The 26,651-nt window shown below is 38.6% G+C and carries 25 protein-coding genes, 1 other RNA gene and 1 other annotated feature; of the genes, 2 read left to right on the top strand and 24 right to left on the bottom strand.

What is annotated here, in order from left to right:
* Window positions 1-257 precede the first annotated feature (257 nt).
* Complete coding sequence (locus AC1UFB_RS02995) at window positions 258-473, top strand: YrzA family protein (RefSeq protein ID WP_025911695.1); 216 nt, start codon at window positions 258-260, stop codon at window positions 471-473.
* Between the two features lie 20 nt (window positions 474-493).
* On the opposite strand, the gene AC1UFB_RS02990 is transcribed toward AC1UFB_RS02995, so the two are convergent.
* The 20 genes from AC1UFB_RS02990 to cymR all read right to left on the bottom strand — a co-directional run bounded on the left by AC1UFB_RS02990 (window position 494) and on the right by cymR (window position 20,788).
* Window positions 494-1,123, bottom strand: coding sequence for a YrrS family protein (locus tag AC1UFB_RS02990; RefSeq protein WP_061785000.1), 630 nt, complete (start codon window positions 1,121-1,123; stop codon window positions 494-496).
* 114 nt (window positions 1,124-1,237) lie between these two features.
* Window positions 1,238-2,995 (bottom strand): peptidoglycan D,D-transpeptidase FtsI family protein, encoded by a 1,758-nt coding sequence (locus tag AC1UFB_RS02985; protein ID WP_061784999.1) that lies wholly within the window; start codon window positions 2,993-2,995, stop codon window positions 1,238-1,240.
* Window positions 2,996-3,161: 166 nt separating this feature from the next.
* Window positions 3,162-3,638, bottom strand: coding sequence for a transcription elongation factor GreA (gene greA, locus AC1UFB_RS02980; RefSeq protein ID WP_062686950.1), 477 nt, complete (start codon window positions 3,636-3,638; stop codon window positions 3,162-3,164).
* 213 nt (window positions 3,639-3,851) lie between these two features.
* Window positions 3,852-4,487: a uridine kinase gene (gene udk, locus AC1UFB_RS02975; RefSeq protein ID WP_025911705.1), complete on the bottom strand. Its 636-nt coding sequence runs from the start codon at window positions 4,485-4,487 to the stop codon at window positions 3,852-3,854.
* Window positions 4,488-4,494: 7 nt separating this feature from the next.
* Window positions 4,495-5,757: a peptidase U32 family protein gene (locus AC1UFB_RS02970; RefSeq protein ID WP_035321382.1), complete on the bottom strand. Its 1,263-nt coding sequence runs from the start codon at window positions 5,755-5,757 to the stop codon at window positions 4,495-4,497.
* A gap of 56 nt (window positions 5,758-5,813) precedes the next feature.
* On the bottom strand, window positions 5,814-6,743 hold the full coding sequence (locus AC1UFB_RS02965) for a peptidase U32 family protein (RefSeq protein ID WP_100346793.1): 930 nt from the start codon (window positions 6,741-6,743) through the stop codon (window positions 5,814-5,816).
* A gap of 2 nt (window positions 6,744-6,745) precedes the next feature.
* A complete protein-coding gene (locus tag AC1UFB_RS02960) occupies window positions 6,746-7,396 on the bottom strand; it encodes an O-methyltransferase (protein WP_025911709.1) in 651 nt (216 codons plus the stop codon).
* A gap of 333 nt (window positions 7,397-7,729) precedes the next feature.
* Window positions 7,730-8,848 carry an endolytic transglycosylase MltG gene (mltG, locus tag AC1UFB_RS02955; protein ID WP_198511864.1) on the bottom strand — a complete coding sequence of 373 codons (1,119 nt, stop codon included), beginning with the start codon at window positions 8,846-8,848 and terminating at the stop codon, window positions 7,730-7,732.
* Between the two features lie 168 nt (window positions 8,849-9,016).
* A complete protein-coding gene (locus AC1UFB_RS02950) occupies window positions 9,017-9,310 on the bottom strand; it encodes a DUF1292 domain-containing protein (protein ID WP_256993314.1) in 294 nt (97 codons plus the stop codon).
* A gap of 115 nt (window positions 9,311-9,425) precedes the next feature.
* Window positions 9,426-9,842, bottom strand: a complete 417-nt coding sequence (gene ruvX, locus AC1UFB_RS02945) for a Holliday junction resolvase RuvX (RefSeq protein WP_025911713.1) — start codon at window positions 9,840-9,842, stop codon at window positions 9,426-9,428.
* A complete protein-coding gene (locus tag AC1UFB_RS02940) occupies window positions 9,843-10,112 on the bottom strand; it encodes an IreB family regulatory phosphoprotein (protein WP_025911714.1) in 270 nt (89 codons plus the stop codon).
* A gap of 84 nt (window positions 10,113-10,196) precedes the next feature.
* Window positions 10,197-12,830 carry an alanine--tRNA ligase gene (gene alaS, locus AC1UFB_RS02935; RefSeq protein WP_025911715.1) on the bottom strand — a complete coding sequence of 878 codons (2,634 nt, stop codon included), beginning with the start codon at window positions 12,828-12,830 and terminating at the stop codon, window positions 10,197-10,199.
* Window positions 12,831-12,964: 134 nt separating this feature from the next.
* Window positions 12,965-13,178: a binding site (T-box leader), on the bottom strand.
* A gap of 51 nt (window positions 13,179-13,229) precedes the next feature.
* On the bottom strand, window positions 13,230-14,294 hold the full coding sequence (locus AC1UFB_RS02930; protein ID WP_373688727.1) for an AI-2E family transporter: 1,065 nt from the start codon (window positions 14,292-14,294) through the stop codon (window positions 13,230-13,232).
* A 127-nt stretch (window positions 14,295-14,421) separates the two neighbouring features.
* Window positions 14,422-14,556, bottom strand: coding sequence for a YrzQ family protein (locus tag AC1UFB_RS02925; protein ID WP_076512682.1), 135 nt, complete (start codon window positions 14,554-14,556; stop codon window positions 14,422-14,424).
* Between the two features lie 21 nt (window positions 14,557-14,577).
* Window positions 14,578-14,769 carry a hypothetical protein gene (locus tag AC1UFB_RS02920; protein ID WP_025911719.1) on the bottom strand — a complete coding sequence of 64 codons (192 nt, stop codon included), beginning with the start codon at window positions 14,767-14,769 and terminating at the stop codon, window positions 14,578-14,580.
* Window positions 14,770-14,898: 129 nt separating this feature from the next.
* Window positions 14,899-17,262 carry an SF1B family DNA helicase RecD2 gene (gene recD2 / locus AC1UFB_RS02915; RefSeq protein ID WP_100346790.1) on the bottom strand — a complete coding sequence of 788 codons (2,364 nt, stop codon included), beginning with the start codon at window positions 17,260-17,262 and terminating at the stop codon, window positions 14,899-14,901.
* Between the two features lie 28 nt (window positions 17,263-17,290).
* Entirely contained in the window at window positions 17,291-17,950 is a 660-nt protein-coding gene (locus AC1UFB_RS02910) for a tetratricopeptide repeat protein (RefSeq protein ID WP_482588477.1), read from the bottom strand.
* A gap of 111 nt (window positions 17,951-18,061) precedes the next feature.
* A complete protein-coding gene (gene mnmA, locus AC1UFB_RS02905; protein ID WP_482588475.1) occupies window positions 18,062-19,174 on the bottom strand; it encodes a tRNA 2-thiouridine(34) synthase MnmA in 1,113 nt (370 codons plus the stop codon).
* A gap of 28 nt (window positions 19,175-19,202) precedes the next feature.
* On the bottom strand, window positions 19,203-20,345 hold the full coding sequence (locus AC1UFB_RS02900) for a cysteine desulfurase family protein (RefSeq protein ID WP_100346789.1): 1,143 nt from the start codon (window positions 20,343-20,345) through the stop codon (window positions 19,203-19,205).
* A gap of 26 nt (window positions 20,346-20,371) precedes the next feature.
* On the bottom strand, window positions 20,372-20,788 hold the full coding sequence (gene cymR / locus AC1UFB_RS02895; RefSeq protein ID WP_025911725.1) for a cysteine metabolism transcriptional regulator CymR: 417 nt from the start codon (window positions 20,786-20,788) through the stop codon (window positions 20,372-20,374).
* A 201-nt stretch (window positions 20,789-20,989) separates the two neighbouring features.
* Here cymR and AC1UFB_RS02890 point away from each other — a divergent pair, with 201 nt between their 5' ends.
* Complete coding sequence (locus AC1UFB_RS02890) at window positions 20,990-22,255, top strand: replication-associated recombination protein A (RefSeq protein WP_061784991.1); 1,266 nt, start codon at window positions 20,990-20,992, stop codon at window positions 22,253-22,255.
* 81 nt (window positions 22,256-22,336) lie between these two features.
* Here AC1UFB_RS02890 and AC1UFB_RS02885 read toward each other — a convergent pair whose 3' ends face one another.
* From AC1UFB_RS02885 to hisS, 4 genes are all read right to left on the bottom strand, one after another.
* The gene (locus tag AC1UFB_RS02885; protein ID WP_025911728.1) at window positions 22,337-23,104 is read right to left on the bottom strand and encodes a tRNA threonylcarbamoyladenosine dehydratase; all 768 of its coding nucleotides are present in this window, start codon (window positions 23,102-23,104) and stop codon (window positions 22,337-22,339) included.
* Between the two features lie 205 nt (window positions 23,105-23,309).
* Window positions 23,310-23,489: non-coding RNA, 6S RNA (gene ssrS, locus AC1UFB_RS02880), on the bottom strand.
* A gap of 46 nt (window positions 23,490-23,535) precedes the next feature.
* Window positions 23,536-25,314 carry an aspartate--tRNA ligase gene (gene aspS / locus AC1UFB_RS02875; RefSeq protein WP_482588471.1) on the bottom strand — a complete coding sequence of 593 codons (1,779 nt, stop codon included), beginning with the start codon at window positions 25,312-25,314 and terminating at the stop codon, window positions 23,536-23,538.
* 12 nt (window positions 25,315-25,326) lie between these two features.
* Complete coding sequence (hisS, locus tag AC1UFB_RS02870) at window positions 25,327-26,595, bottom strand: histidine--tRNA ligase (RefSeq protein ID WP_100346786.1); 1,269 nt, start codon at window positions 26,593-26,595, stop codon at window positions 25,327-25,329.
* Between the last annotated feature and the right edge of the window lie 56 nt (window positions 26,596-26,651).

The following is a 26,651-nucleotide window of genomic DNA, read 5'->3' as shown; positions in this document are numbered from 1 at the left end:
GAATCCCACAGGAAAGCCGATAAATCGCCTTTCCTGTGGGATTTTGTATTTGGGTATGAATAATTCAGGCTAAGTTATTTTTTCACAATAAAAAATTGTTGTTATTTAACAATTTTATCTTTCCTTATAATTCTTATAGATATAGTATGATTTAAAGTATTAATTGTTCTTAAGTTATCATAATAAATTTATTTCGGCAAGAATTCCTGCTAAAATAAAGTTTGGTAAATATGCGATGAAGAAGGTGAAGCGAGACGATGAATTTTCAGTTTGATATGATTGAAGACAAAATTGAGTTTTTCGAATCACATGACTTAAAAGATTTAGAGAAACAAATTAATGATAAAGTTGAACAAAATAAAGCCATCTTATTAGGAGTTCAAAGCGTTTCTCATCAAATGGCAGTAGACTATGAACAAGGTAAGAAGCTTTATTCTGCGGTTGTTCATTTCAAACTAAAAAAGCAGCGCTAATGAAAGCGCCGCTTTTTTTATTAAGATAATTTTTCAACAACAGTTGGTTTCCAACCTTCGTTTTCTATCCATTCAATTTCCACTCGATACTTTACCGAGCCTTCACCTTTAGGACTAACTGTTGCCACTGCTTTTTCAGGAGCACCATTGTTGCCTAAACGCCATACTGTCATATCGTTTGGATTAACGCCTACTCCAGCTCCAACTGCTGCAAGCATTTCATTCCAATCAGTTGAACCTTTTTCATACGTAGCTGCTGGCTTTTCACCTTGCTCTGTACCTACAGGCTCCCAGGATGGGTCTACAGTTCGGCTTTCAACACCTGGCTCAGGATTTTCTTCCACTTCTACATCAGAAGACTCCTCTTGCTCTGTTGCTTCATCATCTGTTGCGTTTTCATCTGCTTCTTCATCACTTGCAGGTTCCTCTGTGTTTTCTTCAGGAGTATTTTTCTCCGTATCATTATTGTTTTCTGACTTTGGTGTTTGCTCTGTGTTTTGTTCTGGAGATGTCTCGTCTGATCCTCCTCCAAGAATAAGTGAGCCACCGATAAAGACAATCAATACCGCAACTACGGCAATTAACACATTATATAATCGGTTAACCTTTTTTTCTTTGTTTTGATGTCTTGAAGAACGATTGTTATTCATTGCTACAACTTCCTCCAACTTTTATAATGTTCTATTTTACCATGTGTTTGGAAATTCATGAAGCACATACCTTCATTTGAAGCATTTTTGTAATATTTTTTACATACTTTTTAGTTATTGATGATTTAAATCATACATCTCTTTAACAATATCATAAAAAATCTGATTTGTAGACGATATTGTACTTTTTGTATTCAAATCAACAACTACTAGGGCATACTTAGGTTTATCAGCAGGAAAGTATCCAGCGAACCACTTATTAACGATTTCATTTTCTACATCAATTTCAGCAGTACCAGACTTTCCTGCTACTGAATAAGGAAGATCTTGAAAACGTCTTCCCGTGCCATCCTCACTTTGGACAACTTGGCTTAGTAACTTTTGAAGTTCTTTAACCGTTGGCTTTTTTATACTTTCACCAGACAACTTTTTGTTTTTAAACGTGTAAAGCGAAGTATTGTTTTTATACTGAATTTCATCCACTACTTTTACTTGTCGCTTTTCTCCACCTCTAGCAATCGTAGCCATCATATTGGCAACTGCTAGAGGAGTAAGCTTCACATCTAGCTGACCGATAGCAGTTTGAGAAATGGCGTTGGGAACGCGTTTATTGGCATCCTTCTTCCACACTGTTCCCTTTCCTTCTTGAAGCTGTGTAAAATGATCAAAGTGAAACACATCTCCGCTCCACCCTACCGGGTCCGTTACGCCTAATTTTCGGGCATATTGGTCCAATGAATCAGGTTTTTTCTCACTCATTTGCTTAGCTAGCTGTGCAAACGTCTTATTACAGCTTTGTGCAAAGCTCTCTTCAAAGGATAACATTCCTTTTTGATGATCATTCTCTAACGATTCGTCATATATGCTTTGATTGCAATTAAACGTCATATTCGGAGTAAGAATCCCTTCTTCTACTGCAGCTGCTGCTGTGACGGTTTTAAACACAGATCCAGGGACTTGTGGCATTAGCATACGGTTATAGAGTCCCTTGTTCTTTTCTTCGTACGGATGAGTTTGATTGATATTAGGTCTACTAGCCATGGCTAATATGTTGCTCTTTTCGATATCTAATAGTACTACGCCGCCTTCTTTTAAGTTATATTTTTCTAATAGCTCTTCTACCTTTTCTTGAATTGTCAAATCCAGAGTCGTTTTCACATTTACAGGATAAAAAGGATTAGCATCTCCCGTATACTTAACATCAATTCCAAACATCGGACCTCCAAACCGATCGACGTGATATAACAACTTCGACTCTTGCTGTGGTAGAAGAAATTCGTCAAATGTTTTTTGCATGCCCGTAATGCCAATGGGCGTAGTTGCCTTTAATTCCCCACTTTTCAATTTATCTTCATATTGTGCTACGATTTTCTCCTGACTTTGTCTTACTAATCCAATTACATGCTCTGCAATAGGTACAGGACGCTCATCCTTTAACGGTACACCAAAAACTCCAGGTATCTTTAATTCATTCACTTGCTTTAACTGATCAATTGTTAGATGATCTCCAACAGCTACCGGAGACTTCGTATCTTTTAACTTTGTAACCATCTCTACTGTCGAAATCCCCGTAATAGTAGACACCTGTTGCATGGGCCATTGCATTTCATTTAAAAACGGAAACAGCACAAGACGATTATTCGTAACGGATGTAAGTGATTGACCGTTGCGGTCTATAAATTTACCTCTTCCATCATCTACCACCATTTCTTGTGTGCGCTGATGAACGCTTTCTTCAATTAAATTAACATTATGATTTGAAAATGATTCTGTACTAATAAGCTGTATTTGAACGAGTCTGCCAATAAGTAAAAAAATTAACAACATAATAATAATTAAAATCGATTGCATTCGTTTTCGAACTACTCTCAATGTCGATACACCTCACTCTGTATCATTGTCGCCGACGTAGCTTTTTTTCAAACGAATACAACAGATAAAATTCAGAATTAAACTTCTTTTTTCTAAAAATAGAAAAAAGAAGCGCCAACGAACGGTTTCGTTGGCGCTTCTTTCTAACGAGCTAATTCATTTACATTTATTTTACAGTAACGATTTTAACAGCCATTTCTCCACCTGGAGTTTGAACTGTTACTTCATCTCCAACCTGTTTGCCTATTAGGCTTTTAGCAATTGGAGAGTCATTTGAAATTTTACCTTCAAATGGATCTGCTTCTGCACTACCTACAATTGTATACGTTTCCTCGTCTCCGTCTGGTAGTTCAATAAACGTCACAGATTTACCTAGAGATACAATTGAAGAGTTCTCTACATCTTCTTCAATAATTTTCGCATTGCGAATCATGTTTTCTAGCGTTGTAATGCGCCCTTCAACGAAAGCCTGTTCATCCTTTGCTGAATCATACTCAGAGTTCTCTGATAAGTCACCAAAACTACGAGCAATCTTAATGCGCTCTACTACTTCTTTACGCTTTACCGTCTTCAGATATTCTAATTCTTGTTCTAATTTTAGCTTTCCTTCTTCCGTCATTGGAAACACTTTTTCTTGTGCCATAACCCTTCACTCCTTTATAAAATCGAAATACATTAGTGCCTTATACAGTGTTTTCTGTATGTACTAAAAGGTTTCATATTCTAAAATCTCAGTGAATAGAGAAATGACAGCTTCAAATTAGAAGCTGCTCGTTTCTCTACTATATGTGAAGACCTTGTTTATAGAATATGACGATTTTATTTTCAAAAAAATCCCTGTATCTATGCTATGTTATTATAAAATCGCATTTTGTTCAAGAATTGTTTGGATTTTCGTTACCATCAAATCAATTGCTACGTGATTTTGACCGCCTTCTGGGATAATAATATCAGCGTATCGCTTAGTTGGTTCAATAAACTGATTATGCATTGGACGTACCACTGAAATATATTGATCGACTACAGATTCTAGCGTACGCTCACGCTCGTTAATATCTCGCAACATTCTGCGGATAATACGCAAATCAGCATCGGTATCAACATATAGTTTAATATCCATTAAGTTACGCAGACGCTTGTCCTCAAGCACTAAGATACCCTCTAAGATAATAACATCCTTTGGGTCTTCTACAATAACTTCTTGAGAGCGAGTATGAATAGTATAATCATATACAGGTTTTTCAATGCTCTCATAATTTAATAATTTCTGCAAGTGCTCAATTAAAAGGTCATTATCAAACGCTAAAGGATGATCATAGTTCGTCTGTAAGCGTTGTTCAAATGGCAGGTTACTTTGATCTTTATAATAATAATCTTGCTCTAGAAGCATAATTGAATGACCTTTAAAATATTCATAAATTGCTTTTGTAACAGTTGTTTTTCCAGAGCCAGATCCACCAGCAATACCGATTACAACGGGCTTTTTCCCCATCTTCTTATTAAATCCCCTTTCGCATCATGTTGTAAGAAAACAATGGTTTGTCTACCTTAAACGTTACAATTTGTAGCGGATGACGAGCAGCGTCTAGCTCATTGCCTTTTTCATCCCAAATTGTGCCGACTACTTGTGTAAAGTTTTCGATTCCTGGTCCAAAGAACTCCACTTCATCTCCAGGCTTAAAGTGGTTTCGCTGCTGAAGTGTTACCATGCTTGTTTCCTCATCATAGTCTAACACTAATCCAGCAAAATCAAATGTTGTTTTCTTACCGTGAATGCCAAACATTTGCTCATCTACTCCTGGCACACCTTCAAAGAAAGCAGGAGCAGTATCACGATTAGCACATTTATCAAGCTCATCTAACCACTCTTTTTGAATCACAAAGTTTTCTGGATCTGCACAATAGGCATCAATGACTTTGCGATAGACGCTTACAACGGTTGCGATATAGTGGATTGATTTCATACGGCCTTCAATTTTTAAGCTGTCGATACCTAGCTCAATCATTTTTGGAATTGATTGAATTAAGTTTAAATCTTTTGGGCTCATTGCAAACGGACTATCTGACTCATTGAATAAAGGAACTTCTGTTGATTCGCCTTCTAATTTAAATAAGTCATAGTCCCAGCGACATGACTGACAGCAGCCACCGCGGTTTGAATCCCGAGCTGTCATATGATTACTCAACGTGCATCGACCAGAGTAAGCAATACACATAGCTCCGTGAATAAATGTTTCAATTTCAATATCTACTTTTTCTTTCATTTCACGGATTTCTTCAGCACTCGTTTCACGCGCCAATACCACACGTTCTAAGCCTTCTTCTTTCCAGAACTGAACAGCACGCCAGTTTGAAAGCGACTGCTGAGTACTTAAATGTACTTCTAGCTTTGGGGCAACTCGGCGGCATGTTTCAATAATTAACGGATCTGCTACAATGATTCCAGCTACGCCAGCCGTCTGTAATCCCATTAAATATTCATCTAAGCCATCCATGTTTTCATTATGAGCAAAGATATTTGTTGTTACATAAATACGTGCTCCATATTTTTTTGCAAATTCTACTCCCTCAGCCATTTCTTCTAATGAAAAGTTACCTGCATTTGAGCGAAGGCCGAACTCTTTTCCACCGATAAAGACCGCATCAGCACCATAATGTACTGCTACTTTTAACTTTTCAAGATTGCCTGCTGGAGCTAACAACTCGGGCTTTTTCGTAATAACACGTTTCCCATTAACAACCGTATCAATTTGCACAGCCATAGTTAGTACCTCCTAATTGTCTACTTTTTCGATTTTTCTTTCCATTCTCATGACACTTAGTAAACAGTTTCTTTAAAGAAGAATCCTGTATCAAGAGGACGATTTGCTGGTTGTATTGCTTCAATTTCTTCTAAAAGCTCGTCTTTTATCTCTTCATACTCTTCACGATTTTCTACGCATAAATCAATGGCTTTGCGATACTTCTTCGTTACTTCAATAATGTATTCTGCGCTCTTTAGCACACCATCAATTTTAAAAACGTCAACTTGTGCATCAATCATTTCTGCAAGCTCGTCGATAATACAAATATCGTTTGGACTCATGATATGTGTACCGTTCTCATCTTCGTAAATTGGATATTTGTTATCGCGTTCTTTATCAAATAAAAACATGTCTTGTTCAAGCTTTCGATTTCCAACTTCCATTACTTTACCTTGATATTCAAAATAGTTACCTAATAAAGAGCGCTTCGATTGAAACATACATGTCATTCCATGAACCTGTACTTCCACTTCTACTTCTGCATTCTCTTTAATATCAATGATACTGTCCATGCTAAGTTCACGAGCTAACACCGCACGCTTAGCACCTTTTCGTCCCCAGTAATTACATGTATACCAGTTGGTTGCAGTCGTCTCTGTATTCCAGTGAAGCTTCATTTTCGGAGCAACTGCGCGAGCAGCCATTAATACTGCTGGGTCTCCAAAGACAATGGCATCTACGCCTGCTTCTTGTAAAAACAAGATATATTCATCTAATTCTGCTACTGTATCATTATGAAATAGCGCGTTCATAGCTACATAAACTTTTGTATGATGAGCGTGTGCAATATTAACTGCCTCTACGATATCCTCACGCTTAAAGTCTCCTGCAAGTCGTAACCCATATCGCTGTTCACCAATTACAAATGCGTTTGCACCGGCTTCTATTAATGGTTTAATATTTGAAACAGCAGTTGGTGTTACTAATAGTTCAGGTTTTTTCATTGTCAATCACCTCTTTTTATACTAATTGCAATTCCATCCCCAATTGGTAAAATGGTGGTTTGGAAATCTGGATGTTTCATTAGCCATACGTTGTATGCATCAATTTTTTTAATTAAACTTCGCTTACGGCGCGTTTCAATCTGCGATAAATCGGTTCCTACGTGCCCCTTGAATAAAATATTATCTGAAATGATAATACCTTTTTTATTTACTAATGGTGCATAATGCTCAAAGAAGCGCTGATATTGTCCTTTGGCAGCATCAATAAATACGGCATCGTAAGGGCCATTTTGTTCAATGTCTGCTTGAAGTTCTAAAGCATCTCCAAACAAGGTTTTAATCTGCTCTTTCTTTTCAGCTCGATTAATGAATAACTGAGCTTGTTTATACCGATCTTCATTACGCTCCACCGTAACGATTTTAGCATTTGGTAATGCTTCAGCCATACGAATAGCAGAATAGCCGATGGCTGTCCCAATTTCTAATATATGTGCTGGCTGATGAAGGCGAAGAATTTGAAGCAATGCTTCAATTCCGATGAGTTCCATAATTGGTACTACATGTTCTTTTGCATAGTTCTCCATCTCTTCAACAAGCTCTGTACGCTTAGGAATAAGGTTTTCTACATACTGTTCAACATTTTGTAAAAGCAAAACACTTCCTCCGTTCAAAGAAGTATGTTTGACGTTAGTCAAAAGCGGTTATATATAGTTTGACTCACTAAATAAACGTGACTAAAGCTCAAAAAAACCTTAGCTAACATGTACTAACGCACAAAATATACCGCAATAAAAATATACAACTAGTCTATTATAATTGGTTTTTTTCTGAACGTAAACCCGATATATTTTAACATAAAAGTAGAGCAGATGCCAAAAAGTCGAATCAATTTTTTAAAGCTATCCACACAATTTTATAACTAAAACCCCCTTTATCTTTAAAAGTAAAGGGGGTTTTAAACGCTTAATTAACGGTTACTATTGCTTTTATTTCTTATCTTCTTCACGAGGCCCTGTGATATGAGTCGCTTTTTCTTGGTTATGCTCATCAAGTGTTTTGGTAAAGATGACTTCTCCATCTTTATTCGCTAAGAAATAGAGGTAATCGGTATCAGCGGGTTCCAAAGCTGCTTTAATAGACATTAAGCCTGAGTTTGCAATCGGTCCTGGTGTAAGTCCTTTCTCTCGGTACGTATTGTAAGGCGAGTCTACTTCTAAATCTTTATAGTAGACTCGCTCACGATGCTCACCTAAAGCATATAACACCGTTGGATCCGTCTGTAATGGCATATCCTCTTCAATACGATTATAAAACACGCTTGCGATTTTCTCACGATCCACCTGTTCCGTTGCTTCTTCTTCAATTAAAGAAGCCATCGTTAAAAGCTTGTGAGCCGTATATTTTTTGCTCTTCATTTCCTTTTGATATTGAGCTAAAACACCGTTCGTTTTACCAATCATTTTATCTAAAATGACTTCAAGCGAAACATTTGAATCATAGTGATCGTAAGTAGCAGGATATAAATACCCTTCTAAAGGATGCTTAATGTCCTTATTAAACACTTCATCCGTCACAAGATCTGGGTATTTCTTCTTCATCTTCTCAATAAAAGCAGGGTCATCTAAAGTATTCATTACTTCTTCTTCCGTGTAGTTTGTTCGATTTGCAATAATTGTAGCAATTTCATCAAGCTGACGGCCTTCTGGAATTGCTAAGCGAACATCCGGATTCTTCGAGACATCTCCTGTTTCCATCATATCGACCATCTCACTTAAGCTCATGGAAGGAGAGAAAGTGTATGTTCCAGCCTGAAATCCTGATACGCTAGACATTTTAATATAGTATCGAAAAGCACTTTCACTTTTAATTAGCTTTTCTTCTTTTAACAACGTTCCAATCGACCGGACTGAAGAACCTTGCGGAATCGTTATATTTACTTTTTTACTACTGTTTTTATCAACGGGTTGTACAAATGATTGCGCATAAAAAACGCCTCCACCAATAAGTACAGCTAAAAGAATTATTGTCACAATGATAATTTTTTTTCGTTTATTTTTTTTAGGTGTAAAAAAAGATTGGTGCGACAAGTTGCATCCTCCTCTCATACGCACGCACTATTATACTACAATTTATCTCATTTTTCGTCATTATCATACAAGACCGCCTATAAAAGCAAGTGAAAAGACATGTCCTCATTAGGATAAACAGTAAAGATGTAAATTATTTGAAAAATAAACCATAAAAAAAGTTGGTAGCTCTCGCCACCAACTTTTTTATTCGCCTTCTTCTTCGTCAAGGAATGTGTTAACCATTTCCTCAACCATATCCCATTCTTCTTCTGTCTCGATTGGTTGAAGTTCACCATCTTCACCATTTTCGCTTGGTGTGAAAGCAGACGCATGAATTTCAATTTCTTCATCGTCATTTTCATCTGCACCAATTGGATAATAAATTACATAAGATTTACCATATTCTTCAGAATCAAATGTGAATAAAATCTCACATAATTGCTCGTTACCACTTTCGTCTACGATTGTAATTTTTCCTTCTTCTGTCATGTTCGACACCTCATTTTCCAGCTATTTACTAGCGATTTTATGGCAAGTTGAAAGCCCTAGCTTCTTATCAAATTAGACTCTTTTTATCGAGGATAACCGTGCAGAAGCTAAGCTACAATCAACCTTATTGTTTGCTGTCTAAGTATCCTTGAAGAATCATAACAGCCGCCATCTTATCAATGACTTTTTTACGCTTTTTACGACTAACATCAGCTGAAAGTAAAACACGCTCTGCAGCCATTGTCGATAAGCGTTCATCCCACATCATCGTTTCGATGTTTAGATCCTTCTTTAGTTCCTCCGCAAATTGAAGACAAGCTTCACCGCGAGGACCAATTGTGCCATTCATATTTTTTGGTAGGCCAACAATGACTTTTTCAACTGAATACTCATCAATTAATTGCTGTAATCGAGGATAAGACTCCTTCATTTGCTCATCGGCAATTTTAATCGTCTCAATCCCTTGGGCTGTCCAGCCCATTTCGTCGCTTACAGCTACGCCAATTGTCTTCGTGCCAACATCTAATCCTAATACGCGCATTTATGAATCCTTTCGATGCTGTTGTAAATAAGATTTCACAAGTTCTTCAATGAGCTCGTCTCTCTCTAATTGGCGAATTGTGTTTCGCGCATCATTATGACGAGGAATGTAAGCAGGATCTCCTGATAGCAAATATCCAACGATTTGGTTAATCGGGTTATATCCTTTTTCTTTCAATGCCTCATAAACCGTAAATAAAACCTCATGGACGCTTGTTTCAGCTGGCTCATCTTGAAAATTGAATTGCATTGTTTTATCAAATGAACTCATTTTCCCACCTCACTCGTTTAATTTGTGAGCACATTATGAATCATGTTAAGTCTTACTTCTATTGTACACCAAGAAAGAGGAGAATTAAACGGATTTAACCCATTCTTCTACAATCTTCAATGCATTTTCAATTTGGTTCGGATCTTTTCCACCTGCTTGAGCCATATCTGGACGACCACCGCCGCCACCGCCACAAATTGTTGCCACTTCTTTTACAATCTTACCTGCATGATGACCGTTTGCAATTAAATCTTTTGTTACTCCTGCAACGATATTTACTTTTTCACCTTGAGGTGCAGCTAGTACAATAACTGCTGAGTCAAGCTTTTGCTTTAAGTCATCTACCATTGAACGAAGGTTGTTCATATCCGTTGCGTTTACTTTTTCTGCTAAGACGCTCACACCGTTTACGTCTTTCACGCGGTCGATTAGATTGCCTGCCTCAATATTCCCTAGCTTCGTTGCTAATGACTCATTTTCACGATGAAGTTGGCGAATTTCTTCTAGTAAGCCTTCCACACGACTAACAAGATCTCGAGGGTTCGCTTTTGCTTTTGCTGCTGCTTCTTTTAACAGTGTTACTTGGTCATTCATCAACTGATAAGCTGCTTTTCCAGTTACGGCTTCAATACGGCGTGTTCCAGCTCCAATTCCTGATTCTGATACAATCTTAAATAAGCCGATTTCAGACGTATTAGCAACGTGGCAACCACCACAAAGCTCTAAGCTATAGCTTCCAACCTGAACAACGCGAACGATATCGCCATACTTCTCACCAAACAGTGCCATTGCCCCCATTGCTTTTGCTTCATCAATTGCTTTATTTTCAATATTTACGGAAATGTTTTCCCAAATTTTTTCGTTTACAATCGTTTCAATCTTTTCAATTTCTTCCGCTGTTATTTGTCCAAAATGAGAGAAATCAAAACGTAAGCGATCTGGAGTTACTAATGAACCAGCTTGGTTAACATGCATTCCTAACGTATCTTTTAATGCTTGGTGAAGCAGGTGAGTTGCCGTATGGTTTTTCACGATTGCATCCCGCTTTTTCCCGTTAATTGTCGCTGTGTAAGTTTCGCCCTTTACAAGCTCTCCGCTTCTTACTTCTACAGTGTGCACGTGCTGGCCATTCGGTGCCTTTTGCACATCTTTAACTGCTGCAACAGATGTGGCATTTGAGATTTCACCTTGGTCAGCAATTTGTCCACCGCTCTCAGCATAGAATGGCGTTTGCTTTAAAATAACCTGTGCTTCTTGACCTTCCGTTACTTTATCAACAAGTTCTCCATGTAAGATAATAGCTTCAATGAACGTTTCCACTTCGTCTTTATCGTAGCCGACAAACTCACTTTCAACTGTTAACTCGCCTAATACCCCACCTTGAACTTGCATAGAGCTAGAATCTTGGCGAGCTGCTCTTGCACGCTCACGTTGACCTTCCATCTCGCTTTCAAATCCGTCATGATCTATTTTCATCTTTTCATCTTCTGCATACTCTTCCGTTAACTCAACTGGGAAGCCATATGTATCATATAATCGGAATACATCTTCACCAGAAATTGTATCACTGCCTTGGTCTTTTGCTTTTTTAATCATTGTTGCTAAAATAGCAAGACCCTCGTTTAACGTTTCGTGAAAACGCTCTTCCTCGTTTTTCACAACGCGCTGAATGAAGTCTGTTTTGTCTTTCACTTCTGGGTAGAAATCAACCATAATCTCACCCACAACAGGTACTAGCTCGTACATAAACGGACGATTGATGCCTAGTTTTTTTGCATAGCGTACAGCACGACGTAATAAACGGCGCAGTACATATCCACGACCTTCATTGGATGGAAGAGCTCCGTCTCCAACAGCAAATGTCACCGTACGAATATGGTCAGCAATTACTTTAAATGCAACGTCTTTTTCATCTTCTGTGCGGTATTTAGCACCTGAGATGTTTTCAGTTGCTTCAATAATTGGCATGAATAAGTCTGTATCAAAGTTTGTCGGTACATCTTGAATAACCGACACCATACGCTCTAGTCCCATTCCTGTATCAATGTTCTTCTTTGGTAGTGGTGTATAGGTATGATCAGGGTTATGGTTAAATTGAGAAAATACTAAATTCCAGATTTCTAAATAGCGCTCGTTTTCTCCACCAGGGTATAGCTCAGGGTCAGTTAAGTCGTTTCCATAAGCTTCACCACGGTCATAAAAAATCTCTGTATTCGGTCCACTTGGCCCTTCACCAATATCCCAGAAGTTACCTTCTAAACGAATAATGCGCTCTTTTGGAACTCCAATTTTTTCGTTCCAAAGCTTGAATGCTTCTTCATCTTCTGGGTGAATAGTGACAGATAATTTTTCAGGATCAAAGCCAATCCATTTATCGCTCGTTAAGAACTCCCAAGCCCAGTCGATTGCTTCTTCTTTAAAATATTCACCGATTGAAAAGTTACCTAACATTTCAAAGAACGTATGGTGACGCGCTGTTTTACCAACGTTTTCAATATCATTTGTACGAATTGATTTTTGAGCATTACAAATACGTGGGTTTTGTGGAATAACGCGTCCGTCAAAGTATTTCTTTAGCGTCGCAACACCACTGTTAATCCATAAAAGAGATGGATCTTCATGAGGTACAAGAGAAGCGCTCGGCTCTACATCATGACCTTTTTCTTTAAAGAAATCTAAGTACATTTGACGCACTTGTGCAGATGTTAACTTTTTCATGATTGGTTCCTCCTTTAGAACTCTTCATTATTTATAGACAAAAACATAATGACCTAAAAGCAGCTTGCTTCATTACGCACAATACAATAGGGAGTTTTAGAAATTTGCACACAAAAAAAACTCTCATCCCAAAAAGCAGGGACGAGAGTTTAGCTCGCGGTACCACCCTGATTATGAACATGTTAGAATGTTCATCACCTTCATCGCATTAACGCTGCTAAAACGGCAGGGTTTTCCTGCACTCAGGACTAGCATTCAGCTATTCTTTGTATCGCACCTCTTTCAGCCTTGGAAGTGCTTCTCTTATATACCAGTGTACAGCTTACTTGGTTCCTTCATTGTATTGTTTACTATGTAACGTTTTCTATGGCGATATTATGACAAATTCGGGTTGCTTTGTCAATGTTTCAAGGTATGCCCTCGCACATGTAAAATCGAAATTTTTACAATAGCTAAAATAGGAACAGCAATAATTAGCCCAAACACCCCTCCAAATTCTCCCCCAAGCAAAAGCGCTAAGATAATAAAAAGAGGGTGGATATGCAAGCTTTTCCCTACGATTAGAGGAGATAGAATATTCCCTTCTAGAAATTGAAGTACAAAGATAATGACGACAACAATTAATACGAGCTTCACAGAAACTGTCATGGAGAGAATTGCCGCTGGTACTGCTCCAATAATGGGACCGAAATACGGAATAATATTCGTAATGCCTATGATTATCCCAAGCAAAAGCGCATACGGTACGTTAAAAAACCAAAATGCAGTCGTAGCAATAGCGCCTATGATGAGACAAACAAAAAACTGTCCTCTAAGGTAGCTTCCCAATGACAAGTTTACATCATGTAAAAAATGCTTCCCTTCTTCATGCCATTTCTTTGGCACAATATATGCGACAGCTTTTCGAACAAGGCCGAAGTCTTTTAGCAAGTAAAACACAATAAACGGAATAATAATGAGAATTAAAAATGAATTGACAATGGACTTAACCCCCTCCATCACTCGCAATAACCATGTGTTAACAGTTTGCTCTAAATCAACGATACTCTGCTCAATTTTTTCATGAACTCCGTTTGGTAGCGTTGAGGTACGATCATGAATTTCATGCACCCATCCCTTATACATCTCCGTAAGCTCAGGCAGCTGTTCATTTAATTCTTTTAGCTGAATAACGAAAAGAGGAAACCCTTTATAAATACCATAACCTATTCCACCAAAGAAAATGAGATAAATTAGTAAAATGGCAAGAGGTCGTGGAACACCTTTTTCATGCGTTTTCTCTACAATTGGATGAAGTAAATATGTAATAAAGGCAGCAATAAAAAAAGGCAGCATTGCTTTAAAAAACATCTCAAGAAATGGTAGCCAAACAAACTTTATTTTAAATAAAAGTAAAATACAAAGCAGTGCTAGCAAAAAAATCCCCAAACGATAAAACCATTTAATCGGTACCTCTTTCACAATAAACTCCTCCTCATCTTTATTTTTCAACAAAGAAAAGAGTTTATTCATGATGTTTTTTTAGATAACTTCCCATGAGAAAAAGCCCTTGCTAAGCAAGAGCTTTTTTGTAAAGAGACCAACAATGATTTTAGTGCATTGCTTTCATAACACGCTTGCGCATTTTTTTCATATTGCGCTTTGTGAACATCTCTCGGTCACCTGCCATTTTGAACGCATATGCCCCTAGACCAAAAGCAACTACTGACGGAATAATTCGATTCATCGCAAAGCCCCCCTAAATGAGTTAAAAATTCATTGTACGCTCATCCTCTGAAAACAAATCATCCAATGAGCTTAACGTGCCATCCTCTTCTACTTGGTGGGTATTAATTTGTCCTTTTGAAATCGTCATCTCAATAAAACAATTCCAGCAATAATATTGATTAACCCCAATTTTACCAACATCAATACTTTTACAGTTTGGACACTTTAACAAAGTGAACACCTCTTTTATACGTTCGTTTATAAAACGTATTATGTCCACTTTTTACCATGTCCATACCTAAACACCAGGCTAGGAGGAGGGAATTAAGCAATGCTTAATTCTTTTGTAGGTTGCGATATCTTACATAAAATCATACGGTGTAAGGTTTTCCATGCCAATATTTGCATCTTTCATAAATGGCACCTCAGGATCTTCTAACTCATCAACTAATTGCTCTTTGAGAAGGGCTTGTAGATTGGTCTGTCGAATGCTGTCTTCGTTACGATTTACGCCAATTTGAAACGCTTCTTCTTCACCACATAAGATCAAGAACTGCTTGCTCCGCGTAACGGCAGTATAAAGCAGGTTCCGTCGGAGCATGCGATAATAACTTTTCACAATAGGCAACACCACAATCGGAAACTCGCTTCCTTGTGATTTATGAATAGAGCAGCAGTACGCATGTGTAATCTGATTAAAGTCTTGTTTCGTATAGGTTACTTCATTTCCTTCGAATGAAATAACAAGCATATCCTGCTTTTCCGTGTTTTCCTTTGCGAAAAAAACAGACACAATCTCACCCATATCTCCATTAAAAACATTACTATCAGGTTGATTTACAAGCTGAAGTACCTTATCGCCTACACGATATGTTACATCTCCGTGCTTTAACTCTCTCCGCTGTTGAGAGGCTGGATTAAATAATTCTTGCAGTACTTCATTCATTTTATCAATCCCCGCTGGACCTTTATACATTGGAGCCAGCACTTGAATATCTTTAGCCGTATAGCCTTTTTTTACAGCATTGCCGCACACTTGTTTGACAACATCTGTAATTTGCGCTCCGTAACAACGAATAAAGGAACGATCGCCTTGCTGATTAGTCAAATCGGATGGAAGACGTCCTTTTTTAATTTCATGAGCCAAATCAATGATAGATGAGCCTTCTTCTTGGCGATATACATCTGTTAATCGTACGGTAGGAACAGCTTCAGAATGTAATAAATCTTTCAACACCTGACCAGGACCAACTGAAGGTAATTGATCTTCATCACCTACAAGCACTACTTGGATGCTAGCTGGAAGTGATTTAAAGAGCTGGTGAGCAAGCCATAAATCTACCATAGAGACCTCGTCCACAATCAGTAACTTACCATTGATTGGATTTTCTTCATTGTGGTCAAACCCTTCTTGTCCATTCCACTTTAAAAGTCTGTGGATTGTCACCGCTGGCAGTCCAGTAGCCTCGCTCATCCGTTTAGCAGCTCGACCTGTAGGAGCGACAAGCAGCACTGGAAATCCTTCGTCTTTTTTATAATCCCCTGGATTTAACGAACAGCCATGAAGCTCTGCATAAAGTTCAACAATTCCCTTTATAACTGTTGTTTTACCGGTACCTGGTCCTCCTGTAAGCAAAAGCATTGGGGATAAAAGCGCTTTTTGAATTCCTTCTCTTTGCGAAGGTGCATACTGCACGCCTAGACGCTCTTCTAACTCCCCTAGAGCTAGAAGAAATTCTGATTCAGGAAATTGCTCTTCATACTCTGTTTGAGCCATTAGCTTACCAATCGCTTTAACGACTCCTTTTTCAGCATAAAAAAGCGGTGGGAAGTACATTTTATCGTCATCAATAATAATTTTTTTCTCTTCTTTTAGTGCATCAATCTCTCGTATAATATTCATTTCTGATAACGGTTCTTGACGACTTTTTTGTAACAGCTCTCCCGTTTTCTGATACAATTGCTCTGCTTTCACGTAGACGTGTCCCATTTGATTGCATTCATGCTCGATAACGTATAAAATTCCAGCTCGAAGCCGGTTAGGATGGTTGGTTGCTAACCCTAGCTTCCTTCCTAATTCATCCGCTCGGTTAAAGCCGATTCCTTGAACATCTTCAACAAGCTGATAGGGGTTTGTTTGAATCACTTCTAGCGCCTCTTGTTTATAAGCTTGGAAAATTTTCATGGAAAGCTGCGGACCAAATCCCAAATCTGTCAGCTTAACCATTACTTCTTCTAACCCCTGGTGCTCTCGCAGCTGAACGATTAGCTTTTCTGCTTTATCAGCAGATAGCCTAGACACCTTTTTCAATACCGCAGGGTCTTGTAGCATTCGATAAATTGCACGTTCACCAAGTGCTTCTACAATATTTTCTGCGGTTTTTTTACCAATACCGTTAAAGAGATTACTTGATAAGTACTGAATGACCCCTTGTTTTGACTGGGGAAGCTCTTTTTTAAATTGCTCTACTTGAAACTGAAGGCCAAATTTCGGATGCTCTTTAAAGTTTCCAATAAAAGTGTAAAGTTCATCTTCGTTCAAACGGGGGAAATATCCCGTAACAATCGCTTCTTTATCGTCCATGGATACATTTGTTTCTTTTATTCTAATTCTTGTTACGTTATACAAATTTTCTTCATTATGAAAGACCGTGACAATTGCCGTGCCTTTTATGTACGTTTTTTCTTCATCGGGTTGTAAAGGGTTTAGAACTTCCTCACTCATACTATTCCCCCATTTTTACATTCACTTCTTAGTGTTCCATCATTGAAAGAACGTTTTTACCATTTGCTGCCATATGATGATCTGGCTGGATTTGTAGCGCTTGATCAAACATTGAGATAGCCTTATCCTTATCATCTTTCATCGCATAAGCTACTCCTAAATTGTAGTAAGCATCAGCATGCTCCTCGTCTTCTTGGACAACGCGCAGTAACTCCTCTACCGCTTCATCTACCATTTCCAGCTGAGCTAAACAAAGTCCAAGCTGAAATCTTGCTTCTGTATCGTGTTCATTAAGCTCTACTGCTCGTTTTAAATATGGTAGAGCATACGTTATTTGTTCTAAATGAAATAGTGTTAAACCGAGCATAAAATGCACATCTGACGAATTTAAGCCCTTTTTAATAGCTAGATCAAAATAATGCTTCGCTTGTTCTAACTGTTCAAGGTTAAAATATACGTTGCCAGCACCGTAGTAAGCCGTTGCTGTTTCCTCATCAATTTCAATGGCACGTTCATAAAATTTTAGCGCACGATCTGTTTCGCTAACCGCGGCTAAAAGGTTACCAAAGTTCACGTATACAACCGGGTCTTTGGGATTTTCTCCGATTGCTTCTGAAAATGTTTTTGCTGCTTCTTCAAATTTTCCATCTTGCATATATTGAATACCTAATTGATTTTTATCTGTCATTTTTCACTCCACCGTTGTTTTTTATTAGTTTATCCGATTACTAGTAGTATATCATAACAAAACCCCCGCTCTACAGAGCCGAGGTTTTGTTAAAAAGCCCTTGGATTCGTATTATACGTACCAAAGCTGCTCTTCATCTTTATATACATTATCAATTGTAGCTCCACCTAGACACTCTTCACCGTTATAGAATACGACAGCTTGTCCTGGCGTTACGGCACGAACTGGGTTCTTAAAAAGAACTTTAACCGTATTTTCATCTAGCTTCTCAACTGTTACTTCATTATCTTCTTGGCGGTAACGGAATTTAGCTGTGCAAGAAAGCGGTTCGTTCCATTCACGATCGCTTACCCAGCTAACGTTAGTTGCCGTAATAGAAGTTGAGTATAACAGCTCATTATGAAATCCTTGGTCGACATAAAGAACGTTTTTCTCTAGATCTTTACCAACAGCAAACCAAGGTTCTCCGCTTCCACCAATTCCAAGTCCGTGACGTTGGCCGATTGTATAATACATCAGGCCGTCATGGTTTCCTTTTACTTCACCATCTAACGTTTGCATAAGACCAGGCTGAGCTGGAAGGTACTGACTTAAAAACTGTTTAAAATTACGTTCTCCAATAAAACAAATGCCTGTGCTATCTTTCTTAATAGCTGTCGCAAGTCCCGCTTCTTTCGCAATCTCACGCACTTTGGATTTTTCAATTCCTCCAAGTGGGAACATAACTTTTGATAGCTGTTCTTGACCAAGCTGGTTTAAGAAATACGTTTGGTCTTTATTATTGTCTACTCCTCGAAGCATTTTGTACTCGCCATCACGATACGCCACTTGCGCGTAGTGCCCTGTTGCTAAATAGTCTGCACCAAGCGTCATCGCATGTTCTAAAAATGCTTTAAATTTAATTTCTTTATTACACATAACATCAGGATTTGGCGTACGCCCTGCTTTGTACTCATCAAGGAAATACGTAAATACTTTATCCCAATATTGTTTTTCAAAGTTGACTGCATAGTAAGGTATACCGATTTGATTACATACGCGAATGACGTCATTGTAATCTTCTGTTGCTGTACATACGCCATTTTCATCCGTATCATCCCAGTTTTTCATGAAGATTCCAACTACATCATAACCTTGTTGTTTTAATAACAGAGCAGCGACTGAAGAGTCTACTCCTCCACTCATTCCAACAACAACACGCGTATCTTTTGGTGCTTTCGTCAACTTAGTCACCTCCAATAAACGTGTTCTTTTATCTTGCCAATCGCTTTACGATTGTTGCTGTTTTACGAGCTAATTCTTCTATTTGCTCCATTGTATTACCCAACCCAAAACTGAAGCGAATTGATGAAGTAATACGGTTAGAGTCCTTGCCAAACATGGCAACAAGTACGTGAGACGGATCTACAGCTCCTGCTGTACAAGCTGATCCGCTTGATGCAGCAATACCTGCTAAATCCAAATTCACAAGCATAGATTCAACGTTTACACCTTTGAAAGAAAGATTTAGTATATGTGGTAAAGAATACTCGACATTTCCGTTTATATCAAACGATACTTGCTCTTCTTCCAATACCTGTATCATTCGTTCTTTAAACTGCTTATATTGAGCTGCACGTTCTTTTAATGATTCTTGCGCAATGCGAACAGCTTGTTCAAATCCGACAATGCTTGCCATGTTCTCTGTACCTGCTCTGCGCTTTCTCTCTTGCTCTCCTCCAAATAAAAGTGGCGAAAGCGTAACGTGTGGAGCAGCATATAAAAAGCCAATCCCTTTTGGTCCGTTAACTTTATGAGAAGAAACGGAGAGAAGATCGACACCTAATTGTTGCACATTTAATGAAATTAATCCATAAACTTGCACTGCATCCGTATGGAAATAAGCACCATATTCTTTTAACAAGGCACCAATTTCTGAAATTGGCTGGATTGTGCCAACCTCATTGTTGCCGTACATAACTGAAACTAAAATCGTTCTATCCGTTAAGGACCTCTTAATATCTTCAACCGACACACGTCCAGTTTCATCAACCGGTAGATACGTCACTTCAAAACCTTGTTCTTCTAGAAACTGACAAGTATGCAACACAGCATGATGCTCAATAGATGTCGTAATAATATGATTGCCACGATGTTTATTCGCAAGCGCAACACCAATCAGCGCCATGTTGTCTGCTTCCGTTCCACCGCTCGTGAAGATAATGTCATTTTCACGTGCTCCAATACTGCTGGCAATTGTTTGACGCGCTTCATCCAAATATCTGCGACTTTCTCGTCCGTAGTGATGAATGCTTGACGGATTCCCAAAATGCTCATGCATAAACGTCGTCATTTTTTCAACAACTGCTGGGTGTACAGGAGACGTTGCTGCATGGTCTACATAAATACGCTCCAACTAAAAACTCCTCCTAACTCAACCAATTAAATATAAAACATATATGATTCTTCTTCATCACCTGAATGATTCGCTAAATCTTCAAGCGTTGTGCTATCTAACACTTCTTTAACTGCATCACGAATGCGAATCCACAGCTCTCTTTTAGCTGGCTCTTCGTCTTCCAATCCTTCTACTGGACTAATTGGTCCTTCCAGTACCGAAATAATGTCTCCTGCTGTAATATTGGTAGGTTCATGTGCTAAAATATAGCCACCGTACGCACCTCTGACGCTTTTTACAAGACCTGCATTACGAAGAGGCGAAATTAATTGCTCAAGATAATGTTCCGATAAGTCATGGTTTTGAGCGATTGTTTTTAATGAAATGGGACCTTCACCAAAGCGTTTTGCCAGTGCAATCATAATTGTTAAACCGTAGCGTCCTTTTGTCGAGATTTTCATTTTCTCCACTCCTTCTCATATCCATAAGGTGTTTATAATAGGTCGTTCATTATTCATTATTTCAAATTTAAATAGTCTATTTAAAAACGTTATACTGTTGACATTATATCATACTATCCCTATGAGAGAAATTTCAACACTTTTTTAGATATGATACAGTAAAATCAAACTATATATTTAATTCTAAAAGGAGGTCACTGCATGAATAATAACCCGCTTGCATTTCGCATGCGTCCTAAAGATATCAATGAAATTATTGGACAGCAGCATCTTGTTGGAAAAGACAAAATGATTTATCGAATGGTCAAAGCCAACCACCTAAGCTCAATGATTCTATACGGTCCGCCCGGTGTAGGGAAAACATCTATTGCTACAGCTATTGCTAAAACAACCAAAACAGCTTTTCGACAGCTAAATGCGGTTGTGAATAATAAAAAAGATATGGAAATTGTCGCCGAGGAAGCAAAAATGTCCGGGAAAGTAATTTTATTACTAGACGAAGTACATCGACTAGATAAAGGAAAACAAGACTTTTTACTTCCTTATCTAGAAAACGGACTCATTACGTTAATTGGTGCTACAACAAGCAACCCTTATCACGCTATTAACCCCGCAATTCGAAGCCGGTGTCAAATCTTTGAACTAAAATCGTTAGAGCCAGATGATATTGAACAAGCGTTGAACCGAGCACTGCATGATAAAGAACGCGGATATGGAAATCAAAATGTTCAGGTTGATCGTGATGCAATGCTTCATTTTACAACAAGCTGTAACGGTGATGTTCGTTCCGCGCTAAATGCCCTTGAGCTTGCTATTTTATCTACGGACGAAAATGAGGAAGGCGTCATCCATATCACGCTTGACATTGCCGAGCAGTGCTTGCAACAAAAATATTTTTCACACGATAAAGATGGAGATGCTCATTACGACGTACTTTCAGCATTTCAAAAATCCATTCGTGGAAGCGACGTAAACGCTGCGCTTCATTATTTAGGGAGACTGATTGAAGCTGGTGATTTAGTGAGTATTAACAGACGACTTTTAGTCATTGCGTACGAAGATGTTGGACTAGCAAGCCCTCAAGCCGGTGCAAGAACACTGTCTGCCATTGAATCAGCTGAGAGGCTAGGCTTTCCAGAAGCTCGTATACCATTAGCCAACGCTGTTATTGAACTTTGTTTATCTCCAAAGTCCAACTCAGCTTACAAAGCGCTTGACGCTGCTATTGCTGATATTAAAAAAGGCTTATCCGGGGACGTCCCAAACCATTTAAAAGACGGTCATTATAAAGGAGCAGCTAAGCTAGGGAGAGCACAGAATTATCAATACCCTCACGACTTTGAAAACGGCTGGGTTAAACAGCAATACCTTCCTGATAAAATAAAGAATAAACGCTATTATGAGCCAAAGAGAACAGGAAAATTCGAACAAGCATTGGCACAGGTTTATAAAAATTTATCTCCATGAAAAAAGCCCCAAAGAGGCAGTTCCTTAAAAAAGATAAAGGTAAACTTTATTTTTTAAGGCAGAGCCTACTGGGGCTTTTTATTACTTATCGTCGCCAACACGCTTAATTGTTACGTCTGCTAGCAGTTCATTAATGACGTGTCCAGCCATGATTAAACCTGCAACAGAGGGAACAAATGCATTTGATGATGGTGGCATTTTGGCTTTGCGAATTTCCGCTGCATCGTTTCCTACTTCTTTACGGATTTCTTCACGAATGACGATTGGTCTTTCATCAGAAAAGACAACGTTAATTCCTTTGCGAACTCCTTCTTTACGAAGTCGCGTACGCACGACTTTCGCAATTGGGTCCGTATGAGTTTTTGAAATATCAGCAATTTTAAAGCGCGTTGGATCCATTTTATTAGCAGCGCCCATGCTTGAGATTATCGGGATATTTCGCTTTAAACACTCTTTCATTAAATGAATTTTATACGAAATAGTATCAGAAGCATCAACCACAAAATCAGGTTCATAGCTAAAAAACTGCTCATATGTTTCTTCTGTATAAAACATTTTTAACGAGATGACTTCACACTCAGGATTAATATCAAGAATTCGATCGCGCATTAAATCTGCCTTAGGTTTACCTACTGTTGATAATAAAGCATGAATTTGACGATTTACGTTTGTGATATCCACATCGTCTTTATCAACCAAAATTAATCGTCCAACACCTGAACGAGCAAGCGCCTCTGCCGAAAACGAACCAACGCCTCCAATTCCTAAAATAGCTACTGTACTCCCTTTTAAAGTTGCTAAGCCATCTTTCCCAATCGCTAGTTCATTACGTGAAAATTGATGCAACATTGTTTCAACACTCCGCCTTTCTATTTCAACACTTTTTAGTAGTGTATACTTTTCAAGTTTTTCTATCATCGCAAATGCTTGCATAATGATTTTATACGAATTAGACTATAACACACTTTTCTTCAAAAGCAAGCATGTCTATCGGTTTACGTATTAAAACTCATAAAAAAACCTTCTCTATACGACAGAGAAGGTTTTTATGTAGGCTAGTCCCAATAATGCCGTCTTAATGCTTTCGTTTTGAACCCGCTCTCGGCAGGTGGGTACTCTGTTTTACACACTGTAAGTCCTTAGAAAAGGCATGTACGCTGTATAAAAACTCCGAGTTCCCAAGCAACAAATTGTTCGGTCAAAACTGTTGTAAAGACGAACATATCAGGACTCTATTGTTCTTGAAAGTATCTTATCACAGAAGATTTTGTTTTGCAATATTATGCTTCTGTTTTTGCTTTTCGAATATCTAGATTTAGTTCCTCAAGCTGAGCTTCGCTTACTTCACCCGGTGCGTTTGTTAGTAGACAGCTTGCACTTGCTGTTTTCGGGAATGCAATCGTATCACGAAGGTTCGTACGTCCAGCAAGCAGCATAACAAGACGATCAAGTCCTAATGCAATTCCACCGTGAGGAGGTGTACCGTATTCAAATGCTTCAAGTAAGAAACCAAATTGTTCATGCGCTTCTTCAAGCGTAAAGCCAAGCGTTTTAAACATTTGTTCTTGAATGTCACGCTCATAAATACGCAGTGATCCACCACCAAGCTCATAGCCGTTTAGAACAAGATCATACGCTTGAGCGCGAACGGCACCTGGATTCGTTTCTAACTGCGGTAAGTCTTCACGAACCGGCATTGTAAACGGATGGTGAGCTGCATAGTAACGACCTTCTTCTTCATCATGCTCAAGAAGTGGCCAATCTGTTACCCACAGGAAGTTAAATAGTGACTCATCAATTAGGCCAAGCTCTTTAGCCAGCTTTAATCGGAGCGCACCTAATGCATCTGCCACTACTGATTTTTTATCTGCAACAAATAATAATAAATCGCCTTCTTCAACCTGTAGCGTGCTCATAAACTGCGCTTGTTCTTCTTCGTTAAAGAATTTACTAATTGGTCCTTTCAGTCCTTCAGCTTCAACTTTTAGCCATGCAAGACCTTTCGCACCGTAAATCTTCACAAAATCTGTTAACGCATCGATATCTTTACGAGAATAATTCCCCGCAGCTCCTTTAACGTTAATTGCTTTAACTTGCCCACCGCTTTCTACCGCGGCACTGAACACTTTAAACCCGCAATCTTTTACAAGCTCAGATAAATCGACAAGCTCCATAGCAAAGCGCGTATCTGGCTTATCAGAACCAAAGCGACTCATTGCTTCATCATAAGAAATGCGTGGAAAAGGTGTTTGAATATCTAATCCTTTTACATTTTTCATCACTTTTGACATCATTTCTTCTGTCAATGTCATGATTTCTTCTTGCGTTAAGAAAGAAGTTTCAATATCGACTTGCGTAAATTCAGGTTGACGATCAGCACGTAAATCTTCATCACGGAAGCATCGCGCAATCTGATAGTAGCGCTCTACGCCGCTTACCATTAACAGCTGTTTAAAGATTTGTGGCGACTGCGGAAGCGCGTAAAATTCACCTGGGTGCACGCGGCTTGGTACAAGATAATCACGAGCACCTTCTGGCGTACTTTTTGTTAGAATTGGTGTTTCTACATCTAAGAAGTCGTTATCATCTAAGAAATTACGAATTGTTTTTGTAACGTCACTTCTCATCTTTAACGTTGAAAACATTTCTGGACGACGAAGATCTAAATAACGATATTTTAAACGAACATCTTCTGATACATCCGTTTGATCATTAAGAGCAAACGGAGGCGTCTTTGCTTCATTTAATACCGTCATACGCTCAGCGTGAATTTCGATTTTACCTGTTTTTAAGTTCGGGTTAATCGTTCCTTCTTGTCTGCCGACTACTTTCCCCTCAACTTGTAATACATACTCGTTACGAACGTTTTCTGCAATTTCAAGCGCTTCTTGTGATACCTCAGGGTTAAATACGACTTGTACTAAGCCTCCTCGATCACGTAAATCTATAAAGATTAACCCTCCTAAATCACGGCGTTTTTGCACCCAACCTTTTAACAATACTTTTTCACCAATGGCCGTTTCCGTTACGTCACCACAGTAATATGAACGTTTTGTCATGACTGTTCCTCCTTAAGCTTTGTTCTCTAAGTAAGCTACTAGCTCTTCTAACTTCACTTCTTCTTGCTCGCCTAGTGCCATATCTTTGACGTTGGCTACGCCTTTAGCTAATTCATCATCACCAAGGACCACTACGTATTTTGCTTCCAAACGATCTGCTGATTTGAATTGACCTTTTACTTTTTTATCTTGATAATCTTTTTCTGCTACAAATCCTGCTTTTCGTAGTTTATTAACAAGCGCGACTGATTTTGCTTTTGCTGCATCACCAAGTGTTACAACATAGCAATCAATGCCTTTTTCAACTGGAAGCTCAATGTTTTCAGCTTCTAATGCTGACAATAAGCGCTCAATACTTAAAGCAAACCCAATTCCTGGCGTTTCAGGTCCACCAATTTCTTGAATAAGTCCGTTATAACGTCCTCCGCCACATAGCGTAGTGATAGCACCAAATCCATCTGCTTCACTCATTAACTCAAACGCTGTGTGATTGTAATAATCTAATCCGCGAACTAACGTTGGGTCAACGACATACTCAATATCTAAATCTGTTAAGTATTGCTGTACGCTTTCGAAGTACTCTTTTGAATAGTCATTTAAATACTCTAAGATAGACGGCGCTGTGTTCATAAGCTCATGATCACGATCTTTCTTACAATCTAAAATGCGAAGTGGGTTTTTGTGCAAACGATTTTGACAATCGCTACAAAACTCACCGATACGCGGAGAGAAATGATCAATTAGCGCTTGGCGATGCGCTTGACGACTTTCCGTATCTCCCAGGCTGTTTACAACTAGCTTTAGCTTTTTTAAACCTAGCGATTGGTAAAAATTCATTAATAACGCTAACACTTCTGCATCAATAGCTGGATTGTTTACTCCAAGAGCTTCAACACCAAACTGAACGAATTGGCGGAAGCGCCCTGCTTGCGGTCTTTCATATCGGAACATGGGACCAATATAGAAAAGCTTCGTTGGTTGATTTGGATTTCCAAACATTTTATGCGTTACGTAAGAACGTCCAACAGCAGCAGTTCCTTCCGGACGAAGCGTTAAGCTTCTATCCCCTCGGTCTTTGAAGGTATACATTTCTTTTTGAACAATATCAGTTGTTTCTCCCACACCACGCTGAAATAACTCCGTATGCTCAAACATTGGTGTACGAATTTCTTTGTAGTTAAATGCACGACAGATTTCACGAGCTTTTTGCTCCACAAACTGCCAGTATTCTACTTTTCCTGGTAAGATATCTTGAGTTCCTCTTGGTATTTGAACTGACATAAAGCGTCATATGCCTCCTATAACTTCATTTTCTATAACAAAAAAACTCTCATCTC

The sequence above is a fragment of the Priestia sp. KCTC 13724 genome, assembly GCF_056820425.1.
The sequence above is the reverse complement of the archived record's forward strand: the minus strand, read 5'-3'. Positions and strand labels throughout refer to the sequence as shown.